The following is a 25,709-nucleotide window of genomic DNA, read 5'->3' on the forward strand; positions in this document are numbered from 1 at the left end:
AACAAATAAAAAACGACTGCCGATGAAGCCGCTATTCCACTATCGTTCCCTCTGGCACATTGAGACTGTGAGATCAACCGGAATATGTCTGGAAGATTTTAGGTGGATGTATTCATAGAAAAATGGTACATTATTTTGAGATCAATAGCACAGCGTGTTCGTATTCGATATGTGTTATTGGTATAACTTGCAAGTCGGGATATATGATTAGACTCATATTTTTATATTGGGGGATGATACCGGCATGAACAAGAATTCTATTTATAGACCAAACATTATAGGCGCTGGTGAGGTTGGTAGCGCAATCTCAGTCGACATGGACAAGAATGTTATTCATGAAACAAACAGCTTATTTTGGGATACAAAAGGAAATGATGTTTTAGGAGCAACTGCACTTCCTTTATATGGAGCATTCGTCTCAGAAGAAAAATGCCAGCTTTTTGGCGATGTTTCAGGAAAAAAGATGTTGGAGGTAGGCTGCGGAAGCGGTCAATCATTGCAATATCTCGGAGAACGTAAAGCATCTGAACTATGGGGTGTGGATATTTCAGAAAACCAAATCGAAAAAACAAGAGAATATTTATCAGATCACGGACTTTCAGCAAAATTAATCTGTTCTCCCATGGAAGAAAAATGTGGCCTACCTGAGGATTATTTTGACTTTGTTTATTCGGTTTATGCTATAGGCTGGACAACCGACCTTGAGGGTACTTTTAGCAGGATTGCTTCTTACCTAAAAAAAGATGGCGTATTTATTTTCAGTTGGTCTCACCCTATACATAAATGTGTTGTTGCAGAAAATGATATGCTTATTTTTAAAAAATGTTATTTCGATGAATCATGGTATTCGGTAACTCTTGACGAAAGTACGCTAACATTATCTGACCGTAAACTATCAACCTATGTAAATGCTCTTTCAAAAGCGGGATTTGTTATTGAGCAAATGATTGAGGAATCTGATGATGAAATCATTAAATCGCGGGACGATAACGACGATTTCGCAAAAAAAGCAATGATGCTTCCTGTAACTTTTGTAATCAAAGCTAGAAAACTATAATTAGTAGTTGAAGATAAATGCCCGTTAATTGAACAAAGGCAGCTGATCATGTTGAATGATTGGCTGCCTTATCATGTTTATTGAACTATCCTCTCCTGTTAGCTTAATTATGATTTTTGAAAGTCCATACATTCATCAAGTACGTCTCTATTCCTTCATTCCTCTATTATTTGCACATTCTTAGCTGTCCTACGCTGAGAATCAACTATATTCGGAAACTCGAATAGGTCGAATTCAACTTTTTGACCTTCTTTAAGAAACCGAAAGCCGTTCGGTGACCTAATAGGATCTGGTAGTATTTCGCTAAAGTGTACAAAAACATGGTTACCTTCCTGCCCGTCTAACATTATCCGTCCGTAACCTTCATCTTCTTTGTACCATTTGACAATACCACATCTTCTTTCCGCCATCTAAGCACCTCCTCTATAACTTTATTAAGTATGATTGAGCTTTTGGGCCCCAGCGGTAAAAACATTAAAAACTTCTGAAGTGGCCACTTTTTCATTAACATTCTCCGTTTGCATAGTGCTTCGCGGTACAATCCAAAGTGTGCTCACATCGTGTTGAATGAGTTATCTCATTTGATTTTTTTCGGAAACCCATATACAAAAAGTATCATGCCGAGGAGCGCAAGGATTGGCACAAAGATATTATCGAAGAAGCTTGTAATATGAGTTTTAGGTAAGGCATTGAACATGTTTGCTTCATACAACGCTGCAATTTCATGGCTGCGAGCTATCAAAGAGCCCACTCGTTCGATCGCATAGATTACTCCAGCGGAAATTAGAAAGGCTGCACCTAGTTTTCTATATAAATCGTTGCCCATGAAAGATTTGTCTCCTCCTCTATTTTTTGTTGAGTACTTCTCCCATCATTCTATTTTACCACATTGTTCCAATTTTTTAGGTATCAAAATATCATTACTTAACCTAATGCTAATGATGTAACGCAAAATCGCCACAAATTGTAAGTATTCTGCCGGCTAATTGAACAATAAAAAACGGTTGCCAAAGCAACCGCTATTCTACTAACGTTCTCCGTTAGTTCAATGCACTACCTTCAGAAAATAACTTCTGTTTGAATGTTCAACTGCTTCACCGGTTTTAAATATTTTTTGGTCTTACATTCCTTGCAGTTATGTTATATAAATATGCAATGCATGCAATATGCTTAATAAGATGGCCTGATTAACTAGGTTCATCATTGTATCCTAATACCTTTCTTAATTCAAATTTTGCTCACGAACCACTGCCAGCATAACTGTGTCATGAAATTCCTTACCAAATAAATATTTTTCAAGTACTCCTTCCTCAGTAAATCCCACCTTTTTCAATACTTTTAATGAAGGTATATTTTCCGACATAACCATTGCCTGCATTCTATGCAATCTTAAATCGTCGAATCCAAAACGGGTTACTTCCTTCACAGCTTCCGTTGCAAATCCCATTCCCCAATATTCTGGAGAGAAATAGTAGGATATCTCAGCCATTGATTTTTTTACAAACCCACCTAGATCAATTCTTCCTATTACCTTATTTTCTCTTTTAAGCTCCACACACCATGTAAATACTGTTTTTGTTTTAAGAAGCCTACCATTTACATTGTTCAACCAATTTGATATATCCGGTTCTTTGTTGAAAAGGCTAACTCCTCCGCCTAAGAACTGCTGTACCTGTGGATCGTGGATAATTCTTAAATAAGTTTCTATATCATCGCTGCAGAATGCACGTAATATTAATCTGTCGGTTTTAAGATGCGGGATTGTTTCAAAATAATCGTTAAATTTCATTCTCATTCTCCTTTTTAAATTTTAACTTATCTTATTGGCCTATCTGCCTAATGTATCATTTCATCATACTAAATGCTAACGATACAACTACTAGATCGCTATCGTAAACTGCACACTTTTATCAGCTTTATTCTTAGAACACAAAAAGACCCCTCTGCTTCATTAGCAGAAGGGTCAACGGCTTTAAAGTATTCCCCTGATAACTGAGTTTTATTTTTAACTTCTTTATCTACTATATGCATATTTAGCGTTTTATTAAACACCTATGCCCTCTGAATTACCCAATTTTTCGCCGCCACTTATGGTAAGGTTTACTGCAATTAATCTTCAGCTATCCTGCCCGTTAGTTAAACAAATAAAAAACGGTTGCCAAAGCAACCGCTATTCAACTAACGTGTCTCGTTAGCGCAACGAGTTACTCTGTTGAATTTCGTGTTCCTCAACATAAAGCGGCATCAGAGAAGGCGGATCGTACCTTATCGCGGCCTTTAAACGACAAAATGGTGCCGATAGCCATAGCCCCATAGCCGCAATGAAATAATGAGCCTAATCCGACAGTGCCCGCATGATGTTGGATTTCGCCTCTGCCGCAATGGCTTCATTCCCGTCATCGACCGCTTGCATTAAGATCAGTATGGGGATGTATACCGCGATCAGCCGCGCCAGCAGCTTCGTTTCCTCGTCCGCTATTCCGTACATTTCGAAAAACACGCCACGAGCGTAAGGTGGTAAAAAGCTATAAGCAACGCTCAAATCGCAAGCCGGATGGCCTACGCTCAGATCGCCCCAATCAATGATGCCGGAAACGATCCCGTTCTCATTCACAAGCATATTTTTGAAATGAAGATCGCCATGTAGCAGTGCATTCACCGCCTCGACACGGTCCTTTTGCAGCCCGCTAATATACGCTTCGATCACACCGGACTCCTCCGGCGACAAGTGTTCAACCACCTTCGATAGAAAGCCCTCCAATTTCACTTTGCGCGATGCTATGTCCGTCAAGTTTCGATGATCTTGCTGAACTCCGCACTTCAACGCCGCCTGCACCGGAAACTCATGCAATCTCCGCAAAAATTTCGCCAGCGTCTCTGCCGATAAAGCCCGGCGTTCTTCCGTCAAACCGATTGGGAAATCTCCTGGCACGTAGGCATAGCCAAGAAATGGTGCCGGGTATTCGTCACTTACTTCGCCATAAAACAACGGTTTCGGATAGGGGATGGTCATATATGCCTCCAGCTTCGGCAGCAGCTTCCCTTCCATACGAATCGAGCCAACTGCAATCGTTCTTCTTGGAAACCGGAACACGTACTCGTCACCGATGAGAAAAACCGTATTGTCCCAGCCCCAGCCCAATCGCTTCACTTGCTTCGATGACAGCTGAGGGAATTGTCTGCCGATCAGCGTCCGCGCCTGCTCTTCGTTAACCTCCCACTCCGCATCCCATACATTCGTTGCTCCCATGAATTGTCTGCCTCCTCGTTCCTTACGTTATTTAGATGTTTACATTCCCTGGAAGTTACGCATAACTGCCCGTTAGTTGAACAAAGGGCTACCTCTCATTATTGAACTATAGTGTCCCGTTAGGTTAACCGCTTTTTGCTTACTATTGGGAACAACCCTAGATTTTATTTGAACAAGATTGAGGTATCACGAGAATCAAAAAAGTACAAACGGACGTTGATGCTAACTAAATATTAGGACTCCAAATATAATAGTCAGTACCACAATAACTGTCAATGAGGCTACTTTTGCATAACGAATTGCCCCCTCAGATACTTCAGGTTCTTCTTTATACATCCATCGTTTCCCCCATAATAAACTATCCTCAGGACAAAAATAAGTCCATATTAATACTCCATACATAGGAATCATAAAAATAAAAAACAAAAAAATTCCAGCTATCTTTTCCACTACACGCTCCCTCTACCATACCCCAATAATGGATTGGACAATTCTTATGGCCTCCAATAAGTAGGATTTCGTCTTATTTAAATATACCATATATTGGAACCTCCCTGCCCGTCCAATGAAAAAAGCAGGATACCGTAGCTCCTGCTCATCAATTTGTATTATTGAACTATCGTGTCTCGTTAGTTCAATGCTGTGAATACTGGTTTAGTAAATAATATCGTGTTGTTCCCCGTCTTTTGGATCGTTAATAATAACCCACTGTTCCTCAACTATGTTTAGTTCCTCATTGCAGAATTCCATTGCTTCTCCTAATGTTTCATAACAATAGTCAGCATTTGCACCCTTATTTTCATGAGTTTCAAATAGAAATACATAAACGCGATGCTTTGATTCATAAATCATTACCTTATTTATGTCCCCTATTGGTTCTTTAAGAAGAGCATACATTCTCATTTTTTCACCCCGTGTGTTCTATTGGCATCATCTTACCATAACGTTATCCTGCGCAATACTTTAACAACAAGAGGAGCATTTGCCACGGCATTCTGCTCCTCTATCGTTCTCCGTGAGCTTATTGACAAACTATCGTTACTTAATCTTTCGCATTGCACCTAGAACAATATTGTATCCGTCAGGATCAAGGATATGGGCATTCTTAAATTCCCAATCGCCGTGTGCTCCCGTAAACGGTTCTATTCCGATATTGCCACCATTCACACGCACTTCTTCGACAAATTGGTCTAGTTCCTCCCAACCGATGTGCAGGAAAGTGTCCCAGCCGTAGTCAGGACCTATCCATTCTGTAGGATAATTCGGGCGCTTTGCAGAGACGACATTTGGTTTTACATCCTCGCTTGAAACAGCTTGCTGAAGTATGAAGGACACTTCATCGCGTTCGGCATGTCCCCAATCATCCACAGAACATCCGAGGCAATCACGGTAATAGAACTGCGATTTCTGCAGGTCGGAAACTAGACGAACCTGAATCGGTTTTCCCAGTATTATTCTGGACTATTCTTTCTTTTCAATTACTTCTTCATTCACACAAATCCCTTCTTTTTTTGGTAGAATTATGTAAAATCATTCGGCATCATTTCGATATATCCTTCACGAGAAGTAAAAACAATTATGATTACGTTAATCTGCCCGTTAGTTGAACAAATAAAAAACGGCTGCCGATGCAACCGCTATTCCACTATAGTGACTCGTAAGTTTAATTCCTACCTCTTCGGGCGAACCGAGGAGTCGTCAGGCTTCGAAGCGTGAATGAAGTACGTAACTTTTCAAATAGCATTCAAATAAAGTCTATCATCTCATATTAACACCACAATTTTTCAAATGATTTATTATGTCTTCATATGAATGATCGTCCCAAATAATAAGATAATATTTTTCCCTGTTTAATTTCTGTAATGCACCGAGTCGATGATTACCGTCATGTAATCTAAAACTCCCATTCCATTTTCTGCAATCAACGGAGGCATGTCCCATCCAGATTCTAATCTACCGTTAATTTGATCAATGTTATAGTTCCACCATTTAATTTCCTTTACATATTCCAAATGTTCTTCTGGTCCAATTACTCTTTCCAGATATTTTATGTCAATTTCAATAGGTCCTAGCCAATATCGTTTTTTCTTTTTCAAGTCTTCTGACATGAATATATTGTCGCCTTCTCTATTAAAAAAAGATGAACCCAAGTTTCAATATCATTGGACAGAGCATATTAATTAGCAGCGCTTAATGTAAAAGCATTCATCTGTTTGTGCTAATGATTATGCAATATAATCCTAATAAATGGAAGGTTGGTTTTAATTTAAACCGTTCTTTACTGCTCAATATTCATGCGGAGGCATCAGTCTACCACCACGCAATCCTGCCCGTTAATTAAACAAATAAAAAACGGCTGCCGAAGCAACCGCTATTCCACTAACGTGTCCCGTTAGCTTAAATGATTACCTTTGAAAAGTGAGAAGTATTTGAAATGTATCCATAAATGAAAAATGTATTGTTTTCTTCTCTATACGGAATTCTTAATTCATGTAAAATCGAAAGAAATTTTTTACTTATGTCAATTAATTCAGGAGGAAGCAGATTCCCCTTCTGCTTCTGATACCTTGGTCTAACCCGTATCCATTCTACGGAAAAAAAAGGTGAAAGTCCTTCTATCCAATCCCCTAAATACCAGACGTCGGTTTCAAAGTTCTCTGGATAAAGTACATCATCTAGTACATACTTAGCTTGATATGGCGGGGTAAAAGGGAGTTTATTTATTACATCACTTTGTAAGTTTCCCCACTTAGTGTCATTCATAACTGAACATAATTGTTTCTGTGTAATAACTTCATGTACCCTTTTTTTAAAATCCAGTTCATAACCCACAATAAAAAAACCTCCTGAATAAACAACATAAATCCCCCGCTGATCTGCCCGTGTGTCGTTATTGAGTTATCGTATCCCGTTAGTTTAACCAATTTTCGGATTCACCAAGTCTCTAACATCGAATGCCGAAAGAGACTTTAAACCAATTTTATTAAGATAAGATAAACGCATTTCTAGATCATTAATCAATTCGCAATAATTATCTAACACTTGCTTGTCGAGACAATTTCGTAATTTCTGGAGAAACAATAGTGATTCTGAAATCGGCATTCTCAACACATCTGAAAGGGAATTCCCCATAACCAAGCGTTCCTGCTCCAACAAGCATTCGGTACAATTTGGGCACTTATCATGTCTGGAGAATAATTTAATCGCCCAAAGGTTTCCTTTACTAGTTGTTCCTGCATCACGCATATATTTCAAATCGAAAACGCATCCACGATAATAGTTTCTAAGTTCCTTTTTCTTGTGAACGTATGTTACAGGTTCCTTATCATATCCATAAAGTAAAATATCAGTAAATCGCTTATCCTGCTCAGCAAGTGGCCGTTCAAAGTTAATTCCGATCATTTTAGCCAATTCTCTGATCTTTACAACAGGTCCGCAGTTAGTACCCGCCCATAAAAGCACAGCTCCTTTTTTAAGCGAGAGTTCAGTTGCGACCATACGACTTGGATCTATATCACCAATGACAGTGCCTATCCCATTACATGTAGGGCATGTTGGAGTGCTTTCTAGTAAAGACCAAGTGCCGTCTTTCTCCTTGGCCTCCCCAATATTCGCATACAATGCCGAAAGATGTTCTAACACTCCAGTAATTGTACTAACAAGGGATCCTCTTTTGGCGTTAAACTTTTTATGGGAAAGAACAAATTCCAATTTAAAAACCCCCTTTGGCTGTTTGCTCGATACCCTTTAATCATACTAATTACTTGTTTCTGTGTAAATATTTACCTTAAAACTATCCTGTCCGTTAGCTTAACAACAGAAGGAGCAGCTGCCGCATAGGCAAACTGCTCACAGGGTATTTGGACTAACGTGTCCGTTTATTCAACCTTTGTAGGCTATTCCGTCAATCATCATAAGACAATCAGAGTCAATGAACTCTGTTGTAGATGTCATCCTAGCAGGGAACTTATCCTTTTCAAAATACTCGTAAAATACCTGTTCCATTTCAGGTAAGTCCTTAATGTATTTTAGGTATACATTCACTTTAACTAGATTATCCAGTGATACATCAAGTTGATTAAGAGTCTCTTTTAAGTGTGAGAAAGTATTGTGGATTTGTTCTGTAAAACTCTGTCCAAAACCCCGATGTAATCCGAGAAACACACAATCACCAACCGCAACAGCAGAGGAATAACTAAATGGTGTTGAAATTCGTTTTATCATATACACGAACCTCCTATGTAATAAAATCCCAATCACATTCTAGAACTTACGTTCGTAAATGTAAATATATTTTCTCACTTTCTAATCTATCCTACACATTAGTTGAACAAAGGCAGCCAATCCATTGATCGGCTGCCTTTGTGTCGTTATTGAGCTATCTATTTCTCCGTTAGCTTAATAAAAAGCTCACTTAAATCCTCGAAATGCTATGGGAGAATCCAATGAACAGTAACGTGAATATGGTGTTGTACACACCCTGAAATACGGGCAAAGCTTCTTGATAACTTCTTCTTATTAGAATAAAAATAGTAAGTGTTTGTTTTCTTTCATCTTCTTTATAAATTTAACGATTCCTCGAATAATAATTATTGATAAAATGATAATAATGATCGGAGCAATTTCTATAATAAAAACAGGAACTAATGCTGATAATGAGACGAAAATCTCGTAAATAAAAAAATAATCAACTATTCCAACAACTAAAAAAGACATTACAATCAATTGATACTTCTGATAATAATAACTAAGCTTATAATAGGCTCTTCTTAAGTAATCAAAAGCTTTCATAACTTCACCTCAATGCATTTTTTACAATATGATACGATTATGTTTAAAAATGGTTTCGAGTGTTTGTGTAATTTTGTATACCAATTAATCTGCGAACTCCGCAATTAATTCCATGCTCGTAGTTATTCGCAAAGCGTTTGAACTATTCTACCCGTTAGTTGAGAAACAGCAGCCCATCAACTCGGCTGCCGTTTATTCACGTTTATGCTCTATTAAGTTATAAAATTCAAAATATCATCGGGTTCAACCAGTGAAATATTGTTTTCCATATTATATCGGGCACGCTTTAAGAACTCCCTAGACCAATCATCGAGTGCTTCAATATTCCCGTTTCGATAGAGAGCTGAATAAAGGATTGCTTGTCTCAAATTTATAAATAGTGGTAAGTCTCTTAACAATCTTATATCAATCGTATTTTCCTTTTCGTAACCTTCCAAGAACGAAGTTAGATACCTGTTCACAAAAGTTGGAACATCTTCATCAGGACTAGGCACTGCAATACCATAGAATAAATTAACAGAAATATCTTGCGTGAACCATCCGTATTGACATTCATCAAAGTCAAATACAGTGATGCCTCCATTTGGTTGAACTGTATAGTTACCAAAACAAAAATCACCATGAATAAGTCCGAAATTTTCACTATCACGTGATAATTTATGGATACTCTGCATCAAGGATTCAAAATGAGCGATTACAAGGCTCTGGGAAGAAGGAATATAAGTTATGAATTCTTGAAGATAACTATTTTCATGCCAGTCGTATCGTGTTATCTCGGCTGTACTAGGAACATATTTTTTAGCTAGTGCGTGCATTCTCCCTGCAATTTCTCCCAATTTATTAAACTCTTCATTTTGAGATATTTCATCACTCCATGAGGCACCAAGCCCTTTTTGGAATGCTACAACAAAAAAACCATCCATCTTTTCAATTAGCTCGCCGTTACTTGATTTCACTGGAGTGGATACTGTAACACCGTTTTTCGCAAGATATTGTATCCATTCTAATTCACCATGTATAAGCTCCAGCGTCCTGTGAGATTCATGTATTATCCGAATGATGAGATTACGTGCTTTGTTTTTACTTCCATAGGTAAAGTTTTGATTCTTCCCCAATAAAATTAACTCTTCAGGCATGAACCCATACCTTTTTGCTGCTTCAACTATAATCTTATCCGTAAAAAAGGCTTCAATTGTTGGATTCATATTACACCTCATTATTTTTAATTCAAAGTGTTATCTCCATTCTAGTTCATTCTCTATTAGCACTTCTTTCCTCGAAGATTTTTCACAATAGTATGTTACCTCTTTCCATATATGCATAAAAAGAAGATACACAATAGGTTCTATTTCTAAATAACTCCTATGTAACTGCCCGTTAGTTTAATTATTAATTACTAGTATTCAATGAGTTTCTTGTCAATTCCTGCAATTTCGCCGATCTTTGATATACCCTCCCATAGATTATTGACTTAACATCAGTAGGTACTTTCTTTCGTACTCCACTACGATTTGGAGAAAAGTAAGAATTGATTTTTTTTCCAAAATAGGTTATTTTATAGACAGCTTAGCGATAAGCAAGTTCCTGACACGAAGGGAGATGTGTTTTAGTGGCAACTACTTATATGGTGGTTTGGTCTTAAAACTTAATAGTTGGCATACACGAAAAAAGCGGGGAAACGTCCCTATTATTTGGTATGCCATCCAAAGTAACCTTTCGTGAATATTGCTGTTTGCAAGATACGATGAAGGTCGTGTCTTTTTTGCGTCCTGATGCCGCGTGACAGCAGCTTCTTTAGAGGCTGCTTGTCCGTGGCATTTTTGCGTCCAAAAAGCAACATTAAAGGAGCTAACAAAAAACTATGATGAATTTGAAAACCTATGGCTACACAGAAATAGAAGCAATCCCCGACGGATTATTGCCCGGCAGGGTGACGGAGCTTCGACGCGAGCGCTTCACGGTCATGACCGAGCGCGGCGAAGTAACGGCGGTGCTCAAAGGAGCATTCTATCACAGCGTGGAAACACACGTGGATTTTCCGTGCGTAGGTGATTTTGTCTTGCTGCACTTCAACGAGAGCGGAGATTCTCTCATCGTTACGGTATTGCCCCGTCGCTCCAAGTTCTCACGCGCGGATTACTCAGGGCATGCTGTAGGCTATGCCAAAACCATACGGGAACAGGTAGTCGCGACTAATTTTGACTATGTATTTATCCTTACTTCTCTGAATTGGGATTTCAACATTACACGCATCATGCGGTACCTGACACAAGCTAGACAGAGCGGCGGTCAGCCGGTCATCATTCTAACCAAGTCTGATCTCGTTGAAGATTATAATCTCACGCTCGCAGAAGTCACACAAAGCATCTCTGATGTTCCTGTTCACGCGATCTGCAGCCATACCGGCCAGGGGATGAACGAGCTCGATCCCTACTTGATGCCTGGTAAAACAGTCGTTTTTCTCGGCATGTCCGGCGTCGGTAAATCGTCTCTGCTCAATGCATTGATAGAACAGGAAGTAATGAAAGTTCAGGCGATTCGGGAGGTTGACAGCCGGGGGCGGCATACGACAACGCACCGTCAGCTGTTCATGCTCCCCTCCGGTACGATGGTCATCGACACGCCGGGAATGCGTGAGCTCGGGCTTTTTGATGCAGGCGAAGGCATACGCGCAAGCTTTACCGATGTGGAGGATTGGTTCCCGCAATGCCGGTTTGCAGATTGCCGCCATCAGAGCGAGCCGGGCTGTGCCGTTCTCGCCGCGCTTGCCGACGGTTCGTTGCCGCGTGAACGGTGGGAGCATTATGTTGCCCAGCAGCATGAGCAAAAGTATGTCCAGGATAAAACAAGCTACCTCATCGACAAGAGGGCTCGAAATAAAACGATAGCTATGTCAAGCAAGCAAACGAAGAAAAATGGAGGATGGAAGAAATGAATATTAACTTTGAAACGCTGATCTATACCTTAAGCCGACAGTTCAAGAAGGATATAATCTCGGCTGACTGCCAAACCATGCCATTACAGGGCGGAACTGTGGGAAATGTGCACCTGGTAAATGGGATCGCCCAAACCGCGGATGGTGAAAAAACGCCGTATCGTATCGTGCTGAAAATCCAGAAGAAATGGGAACGTTACAACGATCCGGATTCCTGGCGCCGGGAATATGATCTCTATATGTCTGACTTGGGAACGACGTTCTCGGATACCTTCCGTTGGCCAACATGTTACCATGCGGAGATGAATGACGAAGAAAATGAATTCCAGCTGTGGCTGGAATATATCGATGGCGTAACTGGTTTAGACTTAACCTGTGACATGTATGAACAGGCCGCGCTAGAGTTAGGACGCTATCAAGGCAAGCTGTATGCGGAGAAGCCCGCTGTGCTGCAGAACCTGACCAACCTGAGCCATGTGGATTTCATGAAAAATACGTATCTGCATTACCGGTCGTGGCCAGTTGTCTACAATTATATACGCTCGGAGGACTGTGAATTCCCGCACCACATACGGCAAATGCTCATCGACATCGATGAGCACACAGATGAGATACTCGCCCGCATCGAGCAATTGCCCCTAGTGCTATGCCACCGGGACTTCTGGGTGACCAACCTGATCTATGCCGACGGGAAAATCTCGCTTATCGACTGGGATACATGCGGCTGGGGCTACCTGGGTGAGGATCTCGCAAGCCTGATTGCGGATGAAGCAGATATCGATCACATGGTCGAACACTACCAGCTATGTATCCCTGCCTATTACAAAGGCTTTTCGGAGTATGTGGATGCATGCCATGTCGACGATCATTGCGTCTATGAGCTGATCCTTCTCGTATTCGGGTACAGATTTGTGGAGTGGTATCTCCACACAGAGGATGATGACGAGAAAACCAAGTGTCTTCATACGCTCCAAAAAATCCATGAATTGAAGACCAGCCCTGTGCAGGGTTGACTCTAAAAGAAACTCCGAAACCCCTTGAATATAATGGGTTTTCGGAGTTTCTTTCATTACTCCCATTCGGTGAATCGACAATGGAAATAAAGTCATAAACTGTCACTATTCCGGTTAACTAATGTGTTCTGTTAGCGAAAAAGTTATTATTAACAGTCTTTTTATAGGACTAAAAGGATTCTAGTTTAATGAATAGATGTTTCGAGAAACTCTTCCTTTAAAATACGATGGAATAGTGTCTAGATGGGAAAACTGAACAATTATTATTCATTTCAAAAAATACTAAGCACCAAATTGTCTTAAATGATGGTCTAGATGTTTATAAATCCCTTTACCCCATTGCTCAGGAGTGAACTTTCCAAAAAAAGGATGCGGATGGGATGAACATTTCTCTGGACCGTTACTTTGGAAAGTTAAAATCTTTTGTTTCAGTTCTTCTTTTTCTGTCATAAAGTCTCTTTCATCTAAAATAAGTATGGTTGGAATTGTTGACATATTATGTGGTACCGGCTTGTCGTTATAAAAAATAGAATTCACAAACCTTCCTATTAGCCTTCCTAGCCAATATCTAGGGGGAAAGGAATTTCCTAATGCGATGTCTTGAAATGCTGAGCAGTGAGCCAACATTTGAGCAACATTCATTGTTCCCCATTGTGGTTTTGAATTTGGACTTAAATTCTCGATACGATTCAGTATTTCCGCTGTATGCAATTCATTATATATATTTTTCAAGGGCACGCTCCATTAAATTTAATCCTTCATAATCTAGATTCTTCTAGCTTGTCTATTATATTCATGATTGCATCCGCATAACTCGACAATATGATGTCAATCTAATATTTACCATTTTCCATCATACACAATAAGAAAGGACCAAAGAATGGTCCTTTTGAAATACTATCCATCTGTCACTCGGTTATATTTTTAACAACTGCCATTTCCTTACCGAACCTATCACCATTATCAATAAATCCCAAACTCGAGTATAAATTATGTGCTCCCAAATTTTCAGGATGATAACCAACAACAATTTTTTTTGAATTCGGTAATTTAACCATCTCTGAAATCATTAACTTAGTTGCAGCTTTCCCTATACCCTTACCTTGGAATTTCTTATCCACCATTATTCTATAAACCCAATAACCATCTAGTTCTTCTTGAACAGAATTGTACATTAAAAAACCAACCACTATGTCTTTAAAATAAATAGCGTATGGCTTTAAAGTAGGCTCAAACTTTGACTGAGCTATTGATACGGCATTGGGTTCCAAGTATTCTTTTTGTTCTGTTGATACCTCTAATTTACAACAGTCGTACCAGTTTTCTGCATTTAATTCTACGATTTTTACATTTTCTTCAATCATAATTTTCCCCTTTCAAAATTCGGGGAAACACTAAACAACTTTGTTAATTAGTTGTTATCCCCTTGAAGTCATTAATAATATAAATTCTTTTATCTTTCATAATGAACGCCTCCTCTAACAACTATTTCCTAAAATTATATCAATGAATTTTAGACTTTTTAATTATACCATTTTCCCTATTAAATTCCTTCTTAAAATAAATTGTGTATTCTTCAACTATCGTATCTCGTTAGTTCAATCAATTCCTACTTTCCTCTTCAAACTCCTTAATTAACTCTTGAGACCTTTTCATTGCTTCTTGCCTATCATTCGCTGGTGCTGTAGTAATCATATGTCCGTTTGATGGGGACCACTGGTCATTATCATCCATAACTTTAATTGTAAATTCAGAAAATTTATCATCAGTATATACCCAACCGTAAGTGAAAATATTAGGCTCTATTCTACCTTTATCATCTATTATGATTCGAAAACCGGAGAAAATAGTTGTGAAATTATGACCATCGTAATGCAATTTTAATTCTGTTCTATCTTTAGGAATTTGAGGAACCTTACTTCCTTCAAAATTAATAACACCTGTAAAGGTTTTTTTGCCATTTATATGATTTTGCAATTTCCCATCAAGATGTACTTTTATGCGCTCGATTATGCCTTCCGTCCCTAGTTGATAATAAACACCATTTACTGTCTCTGAGTACCGCTTAGGTGTGAAGTACCAAATAGAGAAGATACTTACGATTATTGAAATCATCATAAGGAAAATAGCGATTTTTCGCTTCATTACACGCCTCCTTTATCTCTCCAGTATCTTCCTTTAATAAACGTAATCCGACTAACTAAGTTGCACTACCCTGCCCTTTAGCTTAATGCCGTTCTCAATCTAGTTCTATATAAACGACTAAGAGCGTTGAGTGCTTTGCTTAAAAAATAAATTTTCTCGGTTGTATTCTAACCCTTTAAAACTCTTATTTTAGTGAAGGCAAGAATAGAAGGTTTGATTAGGGGTACTCAAATCTTCTCATTTTACCCCCTTGCCTAATAATTTATTTTAGAAAAGGAGTTTATTAATATGGCAGTTAACTTTAACATTCGATTGGTAACATTTATCCCTCATGACAAAGTAGATTCCCAGTACAGTATGGTTTACCCGCCTACGTTGTATCATTTAAAGGAGATAATCGAGGTTTTGACAAGAATACTGCAAACACCGAAAACTTTCGTACCGCACAGCAGATAAATGTACAATTTACGAATACTGGTGGAAGCTGGACCTCCTTTAAGAATATCGGAACAACTACTGCATATCACTTTAATAATACGACTTTAACCACAACGACTCACACTGCAAAAGCTTCTGATGCAGGTTTGACTGTCACGCGAACCGATGCAAGCTTGAGAGGTAGTGGTAGCGATTACATGAAGTTTGTTTGCTCATGTAGTGTAGGCAATCCCTTCATTCCAAGTCCAGATGTCTTTAACGGTAACATTGATTATGAATTTACTCTCTACGTTTATAAAAATGACACCATCTCAATTCAGGGAAGCCACGATGGTTTCCCAGCTTACGAAGTGTATACTGAGGCCAATTCAGGCGGTTACCAAAATATCTATCTTTTCGATCCCCGTGATCACAGAAAAAATCAGCTCTCCTTGTTGCCGCCAATGGATGTTACTGGTGTATACAACTCTCGACAAATCTTATAATAAAAAAAGGCCCTACATCTTGTACAAAATCATTAAGTTAAGATACAGGCCCTAAAACTAAAGAAAAGCGTAGGTTATCAAAAAGATAGCCTGCGCTTTTCTTTGCACGTAACAATAAATAGAGCTTGACAAGAAGGTAGAAATGTATTCCGAAGCCCCTAAAAAATGAGGAGGCTACACCAATGAATGAGTATGCGAATACTTTAAAAGAAACTCTAATATCACTAATGCGAGAAATGTCACCCACACCAGCACCTATGTCAAAAAGCACAATAAAGATTTTACATGAACGAAGATGTTGCTCTTTGAGACGGTTAGGCAGTTTCTTATCTCCATGGGAGGTAACAGCATATATAATGAACTCTTGGATTCACAGGGTTACGATGTAAACACTGCAACGACTTCTGCTTTTATCCAGCAGAGAAATAAAATTCTCCCGTCTGCTGTAGAGTCCTTGTTCCACGAATTTACAGTGTCTTATACGAATATCAAGCATGACTGAGATGATCGATTACTCGCTATTGAGGGTTCTGATCTAAATATTGCTACCGACTTTGTGGATACGGACACTTATTTTCAATGTCGCCTAAACTCAAAAAGTATAAACTTTTACATTTGATTGCAGTATATGACTTATGCAACAGAATCTATGTAGATACCCTTGTTCAGCAACGACGGTTATGCAACGAGGGAAGAACGCTGTCCATGATGATTGATAGTTCCACGCTCAAAGGGAAAATCATGGGTTCACATGAAGATTTTTTTAAGCGAATATTCTATTCGCTTGTTTACTGTGCTCTTTTATGTATGTGCTCCCGGGAAAAGAGCAAACGCCACTGGGCTTCTCCCCATGCCGTTCTGAATTCATGTTTAATTTAAGTCTTGTCTTTGAGTTATCTTAATGATATTGACATCTTGTAGGGCCATTTTTAAATTAATGAGTTTGCAGATTTTTTTTTGAAGAACAGAAGATTATATATAAAACCTAGAATAAACGCTGATGGCATGAAGAAGCACAACAACAACTGTCCTTCAGGGGACCATACATGTCCGGCAGTGAATAGTAAAGGGAATATAAGACCTACAATAACGGAAATAAAGGCAGTAAGAAGCCATCTAAATATATTATTTAATGATGTTTCATTGATTACATAAGCGCCTAAAAATATCGCAGGCACCATAATGAGTAAATACAAGCTAAAAAAAGAAATAACAAGTCCTCTATATTCACTTTCATGGATGGTTTGATTGAAAAAAACTTGACTTCCTTTCTGATAAAGCCAAGCCCCCACGCCATAGGCAAGAATGATGCCAATTCCTGCAAGTATATACTTTATTATTTTGATCAAGTGCTTCACCTCAATTAAAGTTTATAGATATTACATAAGACCTAAAAATTTGAGAAAAGTTTCTGTTTTCTAATTTTAGTCTGCTTCAGGAACGAAGTAGCCGTCTTACCCTGAGGCGTATTCAAGCCATGTTTAAGAAAGCCAGCCGACACAAACTCTCCGTGGCGGTTTTCTTATGGTCAGAAATCAACAATAAGATTTAACATGGCCTTATACAAATAGATAGTAATAAGACGGGTCAACTGAGTCTGATCGGTCTTATAACGTATTTAATAATCTATGTTTGGCAGCTTATGCCGCATTAATTTTACACAGTAGCACATCATTAATAACGAGTGCATATTTACAAATAGCCATCTGTGGTGTTTTCCCAACCCCAATATAAATATCATCATAGTAGATACTCCAAAAGAGCCCAGCACCAGAACCGCAAGGAACTAGCCGAGTCTTATCTGTATTGAACTAAGCTGCCCGTTAGTTGAACAAATAAAAAAACGCTGCCGAAGCAATCGCTATTCCACTAACGTGTCTCGTTAGCTTAATATTCTCCCTTACTTATACCTACTTAATATTTCCTCTGGAATATGACAATAATCATTTGGACATTGAGCTAATCTATCTTGATGTTCTTCTGCACTTCTCACATAGTTTGTGAGAGGTAATACTTCAACAACTATAAGGTCATAATCATTTCTCTCACTAAGAAACGCCTTCGCCTCTTTTAAGTGTTCAAGCTTTTCACTATATACTCCTGTTCTGTATTTCTCGCCAACGTCCTGTCCTTGTTTATTCAAACTGTATGGATCAATGATTTCAAATAAATACCCCATTAATTCCCTGATCGTTACAACTGTCGGATCAAATCCTGTTTTTACAGATTCGGCGTACCCATCATAATCACCCTCAAGTGTATGGTTTGTTCCATTAGCTCTTCCTGCTTCTGTAAACTTAACTCCAGGTAAAGTTTTTATAAAAGCTTGTACTCCCCATAAACATCCACCTGCAAAATATACTACTTCCATATTGACTCTCCTCTTCGTTTAAAAAACAAAAAATTCATTCCAACTAAATAGGAAGAAAAAACTGTAGTTACTAAGTCTACTACACATTAAAATAATGACAAATTTTCTTATTCCACATTATGTACCGATTGATGAACACAAATTAAACAACACTGTTTAACTAACCTGCCCGTTAGTTGAACAAATAAAAAACGGCTGCCGAAGCAACCGCTATTCCACTAACGTTTCCCGTTAGCGTAACGTCATTTCTCCATCTACAACGGATTTTCACAACTCCACTCGCATACCAGTCTTCCGAAATTATCTAGATACTTAGCCAGATATTTCTCGAGATTTTTGATTCCTATAATATTAATTTCATGAATCGATTCGACAAGTTCGTCGTCTGTAACATCCCATTCATTTTCTAGATACGTTGTGGGTACCTCATATTTTCTTAAGTAAAACCTAGCCGATTCAGGTTCTAACTTATTTAAGTATTTCTGTTCATTAATAACCTGTACTTTTACGAAAGCTCGATTCATTTCAGTGTTAGCTTCAAGTTCACAAGCAAGGCCAACCCCAGTCATTAAATTGTTAATTTGGCGTGTATCGAAGATCTGCACCTTTCACTTCCTCCTTTTCCTAATTAACTCTTCAACGTATGTCATGGGATATAATCCCAACTCATTTTAGATCATATTGGTAGTATTCTACCCGTTAACATAACAAGAAGCAGCCGGTCCTAAAGGCAATCTACTTCTGCCTGTATTGAGCTATCGTTCCCCGTTAGTTGAACGATGGTTGGTAATTAATTCATTATGTAAGAATAGTTTTTTCTCGAGGAACTGTCGTTTCTATAAATTCCTCATTTATCTTGTCCTTCATAAATATCTTTATCTTCTCACGCCCGATTTTATCGAACCAAGCCTGCACTCGCTTTACGTGTTCTTCATCACTTTTCACTTGCGATTCAATCTTCTCATAATCTTCGTAACTGTCATATTCCCAAATAGCAAATACCTCCAACACACCGTCTATTTCCTCAGTTGACCATCTGCCAACTAATCTTGAACCATATTTTAACTGTGCAGGTAAGAGTGTTTGATTAAAATGTTCATTAAAATCAAGTAATATCTGAGGGTCAATTTTGTATGTCTTTCTACGATAAATCACGCATCCATCATCTCCAAAAATCAAGTATTATTACGCTACTATTATAATAGTAGCAATCCATAAATTCCATCTTTTTCCGTTATTCTGCCCGTTAGCGTAACGAAAGGCTGTCTAGCGACAGCCCCTCTCAGTGTTGAACTATAGTGTCCCGTTAGTTTAGCGAGCAAGACAAATACGATTAGCGTAATGGTTCGCCGAAGATTACATGAAAATGAAGATGTTTTGAGTCTTGGTACTTCCCCAAATTAGTCGACACCCTGCAAGCTCCATACTCAGACTGCACTTGCGATGCAACCTTTTTAACAACGTCCATCAACTCAATTAAGAGCTCATTGTCGCTTTGTTCCAGTGTCAGAAGAGATGAGATATGCTTCTTCGGAATCGTAACAATGTGAACGGGATAAAAAGGGCGAGTGTGATGATATGCAAGAACGTTATCAGTTTCAAATACTTTTTGTACAGAAGTACGACCACTTAATACCTCATCGCAATAAAAATCCTCAGTCAAACTTATCCCTCCACGTCTTGTTTTTCTTATTTTAACATTCGGTATATTTTGTCAGTATCCTGCCCGTTAGCGTAATGGGACGTTACCAGTCTAATTCTTTATTTTCTTAGTCTATAACTTTATTTTCCGAGTCTAACACTTTATTTTTCAGTCTAATACTTTATTTTCTTTTGACAATAACATCTATAGTGCGAATTCAAAAGGCACCCTAAACGGTGCCCTTCAATAATCCTTATCACTGTTTCATTTCGATCTGCTTGTACAAATGACCGAAACTCGCCAAAACTATAGTCCGATCTGACCGCCCGGAAATCCAAACCTTGCGTTATAGCTCGCGTCGTGTGCCGGCATGGTTGCTCCTTCTGGCGTCTCCAACGACGGCGTATCATTTTCCAACGGGTCCCAAGTTATTAGTACAAAGCCTGGGGGATAAAAGTCTGAAGGTGTTACATCAGCAGGCGGTACGATCGTCGCCCCATACTTGACTTGAGCTGTCGAATAGTTAGTACTCGTTACTGAATCAATGAATGATAACGTGTAGCTGTTACGTGTGTAATATAGCTTAAGGGTGAGCGTTCCGTCAGCGGTTACCGTACCCGAGGTAACGTTGTTAGGATTGCTGCTGTCATAGGTAAAGCCGGTATAATCCTTCGGAGTTGCCGTAGCTGTTGATCCAATTCCACCGCTGCCGGCAACGGCTTCCACTTCTGTGTAGCCGTCATCGTCCAGATTCTGCTGATAATACAATACCTGATAGCCCGTGGCCTGCCAAACGGCCGTGAAGGTCAGATCGTTACCGGGCATTGTACTTGGAACGGACTGTGACCAACCTTCAAACGTATAGCCTGGCTTTGTCACCGTAGGTGGAATTATCGGCGACCCATATGCAAGCTGTGATACCGTGCCGCCCATGCCTCCATTGGCATCGAATGTCAGGTTAAACAAATAAGGAACGAAGTACAACTTGATACGAAGATCCAGGGTTGGGTCTACGTAAATCGATAAAGGCGAAGGTACCGTTGTTGTGAGTTTCGAGTAGGGTGACATCCATCTCGCATCCATTGTCCCTATATCTCTACTATCGAATCCTAAAAATGCAGTTCCATACTTGGTTTTTGCCTCCATTAGCTGGAAATAAGAACCTGTGGTATCGCCAAGATAATACTCCACTGTAATAGGCACATGTGAATCTAAGCTATATTTCCCTTTATAAGTCGTGTCGATAGCCGGCATCGTAGGCGCAACAACATTGGCTGACGCAGGAACGTTCTCGCTCAGATTCGTGTCGCGCCAAGAAGAAAACACATAGCCCGGCATGTTCACGATAGGTGCGGTAATAGGGGCACCAAACTTAAGCGAAGATGTGATTGGCGTTCTGCCATGGCCTGGATCAAAGGTCAGTTTGTACACATTGCGAGCGTAATAATACTTTACGACAGTGCTCCCGTCGCCTTTAACCGCAGTGAACTGTTCGGCCGGTGTAGCAAAACCTGCATAGGCAGGGGGCCGCGCGGTTGCAGGCCAATCTGTTGTACCCTTATAGGTGAATTCGCCGCTAAGCGTGTAGGAATCATTGGAGACATTTTGCAAGTAAACTTCCACCTTATAAGGGGTGTCCGTCTTCGGAGTCCATCTTGCAACCCACATGCTGTCGTAAGACGGCATTCTACCCGGTAGGACAGTTGGCCCAGCATCGGAATCATTCTTATACCAATTATCGAATTTATATCCTTTTCTTGTAGGAACGGGCTCTACCGGAATCGGATCATTGTACTTCCCGCTAATTGTCTTTAATAGCGTCAGCTTCCCATCATTCGTTTCATGCGAGTACAAGTAGAGACTATAACTATCCTTGAGATCGTCCCAGTGTAATGGAATCGTACGCGCAATCGGAGCAGAACCGAAAGTTAAAGGTGCCCTTCTCCAAGTGATCGTCATGGTGGCATCCATGCCAGTCGGATCGTAATTATAGTTCTGTAAGAGCACTTGGTTGGTCTTAGCATCGTATATGAAATTTTTGTTGGATATGCTTACCGTGAAATCCTTGGATCTGTCATAAGATTGTTCCGTAACCTCGCCTGTCTGCAGATCCATCGTGCTCATATCAAAGATGCTATACGGTAAAATGGCCGATTTTGTTGACTGACCGTGCAGATTAACTCTAGGCGCATCACCCTGTGAATAGGCAAAATCAAGAATGTTCTGCCGGGAACCTACCGTATAGAGTGGCCATTCATCCTCATACAGGGTTGGCTCGTACGAGAAGGTACCCTTAAACAGCTGTGCCTTGAATTTGACTTCCGTGTACACGCCGAATTCCAGATCTATGGCTCCGGCATAATGGGAGGTCTTGCCCTGAGAAGATAGATAGGTCAGCTGGTAATAGAAGTAGCCCCACAACTTCGCGTAAGCGCCAACGTCCGCTTGCACACCTACGCTATTCGCCTCAGTAGAGAATAGACCTACTGCCAACTCCAGCCGAAGACCTGCCCGTAAGCCCAAAGTACCCATGATGTAGAATGTAAATTGATACTTCTCATCTAGCAGACTTACGGTCTTGTTCGTCGCTTCTCTAGCAAAAAGTTTCACATTGAATATATATCTCTTCCCATTCTCATAACTGAACGTACTACCGATAGAGAGATTCGCATTTGCGCTTACAACAAAATCCCCTTTAAACTCTACTTGAATGACACCCATCAAAAGACGCATTTTGATATCAACAAGATTTACATCAAAGAGGTCAACCCAGTCCGTCTCGTTACTCAGCATATTCTGATATAGGGCCGGCAATGAGCTGTCTAATGAATCTACGCCACTGAGAGTTTCATCCAAAGCATCCTTTGCGTCCATTAGAGCTTTTATTTGTTTGGCGATGTTCTGTACTTTGCTTTTATCATTCCAATTCCATTCTTCATCCTTCTCAAATGTGCCGATTTCAGCGTCGAAATTAATCGCTGTATAGGTATAGGCATCTACGGTTGGGGAAACCTCGTATTCTCTCAAATAAGGGATGAACCCCAGAAATAGTCCCCAATCGGTATTGGCATCGGCAGAAAGCGAAACTCGTACTTCTTGCTCGAAGGTGCCGGTCAAATGAATCACAATGTTGCGCTGGCCGCCTGCATCAACTACAATATCGCAACTCACTTGAAGAGAAGCGCTTAAACCGGACATATCAGCAAAATGTTGCAGTTCTGTACCTATATCGGCTTTAACACTCACATTTTCTACTTGCACTCTATTTCCGTTCAACCGCATAACATTGTGATCGGAGACAGATGAGTCATTGGCATAAGTAATAGAGTAATTTTTCATATCGAATTCGCTATCTAGTTCTTTGAAGCTATCCGTATCGATTGCCAAAGCTGCTAAATACTGCGTAGCTTTATTCACAAATCCGCTTTCCAGAGCTTGCTCCTCGATTTGAGCTTCCATAGCCGCTACATCGGTGTTCTGAAGCAACTGATTTCCTTCTATATTTTGCTGTGTATAGTAATCCATCGAAGCCGTTATTTGCTCTAGCGTTACATCTGTATAAGTAATGACTTCGTTAGTTCCCGAAGAACTGACTCCGGTAATTTGAGCATAGCCGGCAAGCTGGGACGAAGCATCACCGAATACACCTGTGTAGAAGGCGATGAAGTCACCTGCTTGTACAACGGTGCTTGCAGTAAGACCCAATTGTGCATATTTGCTGTCGCTATAGTTCATCGTATTCTCGCTTACCGTGATGGAGTGATTGCTTAAATCCCCATCCATATCTGCTGTATCGCTGACCGGCAAGACGTCTGGCGTAAAGAGAACTTTTTTGGCGTCTGCCGTTTCGTATGTATATGTGCTGCCGTCGATCGCCCGAATCGTTACATAAACCACTTCACCGTCATCGTCGACGCTTGTTGCCAGATTACGCTGATTCGGTGCAACTCCGTTATAAATAGCAACGGTATTGCCGACTTGTATATTCTGTTTCCCATTATATTGGAATGTACCCTCTGTAGCGTTACCAACCGCTTGAACGGCTCCGTCATCGCCGGTATTCAAGTCTATAACAGGAATCGCACCAGGGGTAACAGCCTTACCATTCTGGGTCATATTCGTGACTTCCGAAGAAGGAATATAAATCAAGTCAGGATTCAGCGTCACATGCTGAACTTCTTGTTTAGCAATGGTAAATACGTATGTTCTAGTGGATTTATCTTGGCCTGTAAAAGAAAGATTGGCGTTATTCAGCTTGAGCTGATAGGTGCCGCCTTCTTCAAATGCACCACCATTTGCACCTACTGTAAATTCGCCATTGGAGCCCTTTACTCGAATACCCACATGAGTTGCAAAATCAGGATGGGTTAGCGCTTCAAAGGTCATTTCAGCTTTAACTCTATCTGCTGTCATGCTTCCTGTACCATCGATTACTTCAATCGTAAAGCCTTTGTCCTGATCCAACATGGTTACACTAGGAATAGTTTGAGTTTCGAATGGTTCTTCATATCTTGCGTATAACGTCATATTTCTGTTGACGATAGCATCTGTATATACTGGCTCCGACAAAGCGCTATCTTTATACCAGCCAACGAAAATAGAGCCTGACTTCATTGGATCCGGAAGATTATTCAGCGTCGCTCCTTGCTTGAGAGAAAGGCTGTTAATGGCCGAACCGCCGTTTGTTTCAAAAGTAATAATATATGGACCTGCGTTCGTGTCGCCTGGGTTAGCGCCATTACCGCTGCCAGAGTCGGGAGTTGATGTTGATGTTGATGTTGTTGATGTTGTTGATGTTGGTGTTGGTGTTGGTGTTGGAACTACTCGATTCTGGGTAGTCCATGTCTTCACAACTTCGTTGTTTCGCATGAAGAAAACAGCTGCTTCCGCGCGAGATGCATTTGACTTTGGATTGAAATTACCGCTTGCATCTCCATGAAGCAAGCCTGCCCGCCAAAGCTTTACGACCGCATCCACCGCCCAAGGCGAAATATCGGCTGTGTCGTTAGGTTTAGAGGTCAGGCTGGCGTTCGTCTGATAAGGTATTTTATAGCTTTCAAAATACCTCAAAGTCAGCGTTGCCATCTGTTCCCTTGATATAGCAGCGTTCGGCGAAAAATTATGGTCACCTGTACCGCTTGTAATGCCTTTTTCAATTGCCCATTGCACATAAGGTGCATACCAAGTGCCTGCTTGTACATCTGAGAAGGAGGAAATTGAATATTGGCTGATGTCCACTCCTGCCATCCGCCCAAGTGCAGTTACATACATGGCACGAGTCATTGTGCCTTTGGGCGAGAAGCTGTCATTATCCGTACCGCCGAATATTCCGTTTTGTTTCACATACGTCACAGCATTATAGAACCAGTCCGTCGTTTTAACATCTTGAAATGAATTTATCGGAGCACTCGATGAGTTTAGAGATCCTTGCTCTTGTACTGCTGCAGGTGCGTCAGTACTCCGTTCAGCGGCCGCGAACCCTGGTGATACTAAGGATACGAGCATACAAATCAAAAGCGATAAATTTATAATACGTTTATACAAGCGTGTTTCCCCTCCCGCAATTTGTCTAAACTTTCCGC

Annotated in this window: 24 protein-coding genes and 1 pseudogene; 4 read left to right on the plus strand and 21 right to left on the minus strand. The window is 40.0% G+C overall.

Annotation, left to right across the window (positions count from 1 at the left end; all coding sequences use genetic code 11):
* The first annotated feature begins 244 nt into the window (after window positions 1-244).
* Window positions 245-1,057, plus strand: a complete 813-nt coding sequence (locus tag ACN6MV_RS18355) for a class I SAM-dependent methyltransferase (RefSeq protein ID WP_419884588.1) — start codon at window positions 245-247, stop codon at window positions 1,055-1,057.
* Window positions 1,058-1,212: 155 nt separating this feature from the next.
* Here the strand turns inward: ACN6MV_RS18355 and ACN6MV_RS18360 are convergent, their stop codons facing one another.
* The 12 genes from ACN6MV_RS18360 to ACN6MV_RS18415 form a co-directional block, all read right to left on the minus strand.
* Window positions 1,213-1,467, minus strand: a complete 255-nt coding sequence (locus ACN6MV_RS18360) for a cold-shock protein (protein ID WP_042128665.1) — start codon at window positions 1,465-1,467, stop codon at window positions 1,213-1,215.
* Window positions 1,468-1,634: 167 nt separating this feature from the next.
* Window positions 1,635-1,883 (minus strand): hypothetical protein, encoded by a 249-nt coding sequence (locus ACN6MV_RS18365; protein ID WP_419884589.1) that lies wholly within the window; start codon window positions 1,881-1,883, stop codon window positions 1,635-1,637.
* 396 nt (window positions 1,884-2,279) lie between these two features.
* On the minus strand, window positions 2,280-2,846 hold the full coding sequence (locus tag ACN6MV_RS18370) for a GNAT family N-acetyltransferase (protein ID WP_419884590.1): 567 nt from the start codon (window positions 2,844-2,846) through the stop codon (window positions 2,280-2,282).
* Between the two features lie 546 nt (window positions 2,847-3,392).
* Window positions 3,393-4,307 (minus strand): phosphotransferase, encoded by a 915-nt coding sequence (locus ACN6MV_RS18375; protein WP_419884591.1) that lies wholly within the window; start codon window positions 4,305-4,307, stop codon window positions 3,393-3,395.
* 222 nt (window positions 4,308-4,529) lie between these two features.
* Window positions 4,530-4,757, minus strand: a complete 228-nt coding sequence (locus ACN6MV_RS18380) for a hypothetical protein (RefSeq protein ID WP_082651286.1) — start codon at window positions 4,755-4,757, stop codon at window positions 4,530-4,532.
* Between the two features lie 204 nt (window positions 4,758-4,961).
* Window positions 4,962-5,210 (minus strand): hypothetical protein, encoded by a 249-nt coding sequence (locus ACN6MV_RS18385; protein WP_419884592.1) that lies wholly within the window; start codon window positions 5,208-5,210, stop codon window positions 4,962-4,964.
* 135 nt (window positions 5,211-5,345) lie between these two features.
* Entirely contained in the window at window positions 5,346-5,762 is a 417-nt protein-coding gene (locus tag ACN6MV_RS18390) for a VOC family protein (RefSeq protein ID WP_419886779.1), read from the minus strand.
* A 395-nt stretch (window positions 5,763-6,157) separates the two neighbouring features.
* The gene (locus ACN6MV_RS18395) at window positions 6,158-6,415 is read right to left on the minus strand and encodes a hypothetical protein (RefSeq protein ID WP_419884593.1); all 258 of its coding nucleotides are present in this window, start codon (window positions 6,413-6,415) and stop codon (window positions 6,158-6,160) included.
* Between the two features lie 289 nt (window positions 6,416-6,704).
* Window positions 6,705-7,139 carry a DUF6678 family protein gene (locus ACN6MV_RS18400; RefSeq protein WP_052414642.1) on the minus strand — a complete coding sequence of 145 codons (435 nt, stop codon included), beginning with the start codon at window positions 7,137-7,139 and terminating at the stop codon, window positions 6,705-6,707.
* An 84-nt stretch (window positions 7,140-7,223) separates the two neighbouring features.
* The gene (locus ACN6MV_RS18405) at window positions 7,224-8,018 is read right to left on the minus strand and encodes a hypothetical protein (protein WP_042128682.1); all 795 of its coding nucleotides are present in this window, start codon (window positions 8,016-8,018) and stop codon (window positions 7,224-7,226) included.
* A 171-nt stretch (window positions 8,019-8,189) separates the two neighbouring features.
* Window positions 8,190-8,531, minus strand: coding sequence for a RidA family protein (locus tag ACN6MV_RS18410; protein ID WP_341113570.1), 342 nt, complete (start codon window positions 8,529-8,531; stop codon window positions 8,190-8,192).
* A gap of 779 nt (window positions 8,532-9,310) precedes the next feature.
* Window positions 9,311-10,303 (minus strand): phosphotransferase enzyme family protein, encoded by a 993-nt coding sequence (locus ACN6MV_RS18415; RefSeq protein WP_419884594.1) that lies wholly within the window; start codon window positions 10,301-10,303, stop codon window positions 9,311-9,313.
* A 656-nt stretch (window positions 10,304-10,959) separates the two neighbouring features.
* Between ACN6MV_RS18415 and rsgA the strand changes: the two genes are divergently transcribed.
* Both rsgA and ACN6MV_RS18425 read left to right on the plus strand, forming a co-directional pair.
* Window positions 10,960-12,033, plus strand: a complete 1,074-nt coding sequence (gene rsgA / locus ACN6MV_RS18420) for a ribosome small subunit-dependent GTPase A (protein WP_419884595.1) — start codon at window positions 10,960-10,962, stop codon at window positions 12,031-12,033.
* On the plus strand, window positions 12,030-13,046 hold the full coding sequence (locus ACN6MV_RS18425) for a phosphotransferase family protein (RefSeq protein WP_419886780.1): 1,017 nt from the start codon (window positions 12,030-12,032) through the stop codon (window positions 13,044-13,046). Before rsgA ends, ACN6MV_RS18425 begins: the two co-directional genes overlap by 4 nt.
* A 282-nt stretch (window positions 13,047-13,328) precedes the next feature.
* Here the strand turns inward: ACN6MV_RS18425 and ACN6MV_RS18430 are convergent, their stop codons facing one another.
* From ACN6MV_RS18430 to ACN6MV_RS18440, 3 genes are all read right to left on the minus strand, one after another.
* The gene (locus ACN6MV_RS18430; RefSeq protein WP_042128691.1) at window positions 13,329-13,778 is read right to left on the minus strand and encodes a DUF1569 domain-containing protein; all 450 of its coding nucleotides are present in this window, start codon (window positions 13,776-13,778) and stop codon (window positions 13,329-13,331) included.
* A gap of 176 nt (window positions 13,779-13,954) precedes the next feature.
* A complete protein-coding gene (locus ACN6MV_RS18435) occupies window positions 13,955-14,410 on the minus strand; it encodes a GNAT family N-acetyltransferase (RefSeq protein ID WP_419884596.1) in 456 nt (151 codons plus the stop codon).
* A gap of 238 nt (window positions 14,411-14,648) precedes the next feature.
* Window positions 14,649-15,191 carry a hypothetical protein gene (locus ACN6MV_RS18440; protein WP_419884597.1) on the minus strand — a complete coding sequence of 181 codons (543 nt, stop codon included), beginning with the start codon at window positions 15,189-15,191 and terminating at the stop codon, window positions 14,649-14,651.
* 386 nt (window positions 15,192-15,577) lie between these two features.
* Here ACN6MV_RS18440 and ACN6MV_RS18445 point away from each other — a divergent pair.
* Window positions 15,578-16,114: pseudogene (locus tag ACN6MV_RS18445) on the plus strand (DUF3238 domain-containing protein); the annotation flags it as partial.
* Between the two features lie 929 nt (window positions 16,115-17,043).
* On the opposite strand, the gene ACN6MV_RS18450 reads toward ACN6MV_RS18445, so the two are convergent.
* The 6 genes from ACN6MV_RS18450 to ACN6MV_RS18475 all read right to left on the minus strand — a co-directional run bounded on the left by ACN6MV_RS18450 (window position 17,044) and on the right by ACN6MV_RS18475 (window position 25,671).
* On the minus strand, window positions 17,044-17,463 hold the full coding sequence (locus ACN6MV_RS18450; RefSeq protein ID WP_042128700.1) for a hypothetical protein: 420 nt from the start codon (window positions 17,461-17,463) through the stop codon (window positions 17,044-17,046).
* 551 nt (window positions 17,464-18,014) lie between these two features.
* Complete coding sequence (locus ACN6MV_RS18455) at window positions 18,015-18,485, minus strand: peptide-methionine (S)-S-oxide reductase (RefSeq protein ID WP_042128702.1); 471 nt, start codon at window positions 18,483-18,485, stop codon at window positions 18,015-18,017.
* 254 nt (window positions 18,486-18,739) lie between these two features.
* Window positions 18,740-19,090, minus strand: a complete 351-nt coding sequence (locus ACN6MV_RS18460; protein ID WP_042128704.1) for a hypothetical protein — start codon at window positions 19,088-19,090, stop codon at window positions 18,740-18,742.
* A gap of 193 nt (window positions 19,091-19,283) precedes the next feature.
* Entirely contained in the window at window positions 19,284-19,640 is a 357-nt protein-coding gene (locus ACN6MV_RS18465) for an NIPSNAP family protein (RefSeq protein ID WP_042128706.1), read from the minus strand.
* Between the two features lie 178 nt (window positions 19,641-19,818).
* Window positions 19,819-20,148 (minus strand): HIT domain-containing protein, encoded by a 330-nt coding sequence (locus ACN6MV_RS18470; RefSeq protein WP_042128707.1) that lies wholly within the window; start codon window positions 20,146-20,148, stop codon window positions 19,819-19,821.
* 285 nt (window positions 20,149-20,433) lie between these two features.
* The gene (locus ACN6MV_RS18475) at window positions 20,434-25,671 is read right to left on the minus strand and encodes an S-layer homology domain-containing protein (protein WP_419884598.1); all 5,238 of its coding nucleotides are present in this window, start codon (window positions 25,669-25,671) and stop codon (window positions 20,434-20,436) included.
* Window positions 25,672-25,709 lie beyond the last annotated feature (38 nt).

Origin of the sequence: Paenibacillus sp. B-A-8, assembly GCF_048572915.1 — a bacterium.
Classification (GTDB): domain Bacteria; phylum Bacillota; class Bacilli; order Paenibacillales; family Paenibacillaceae; genus Paenibacillus_AQ.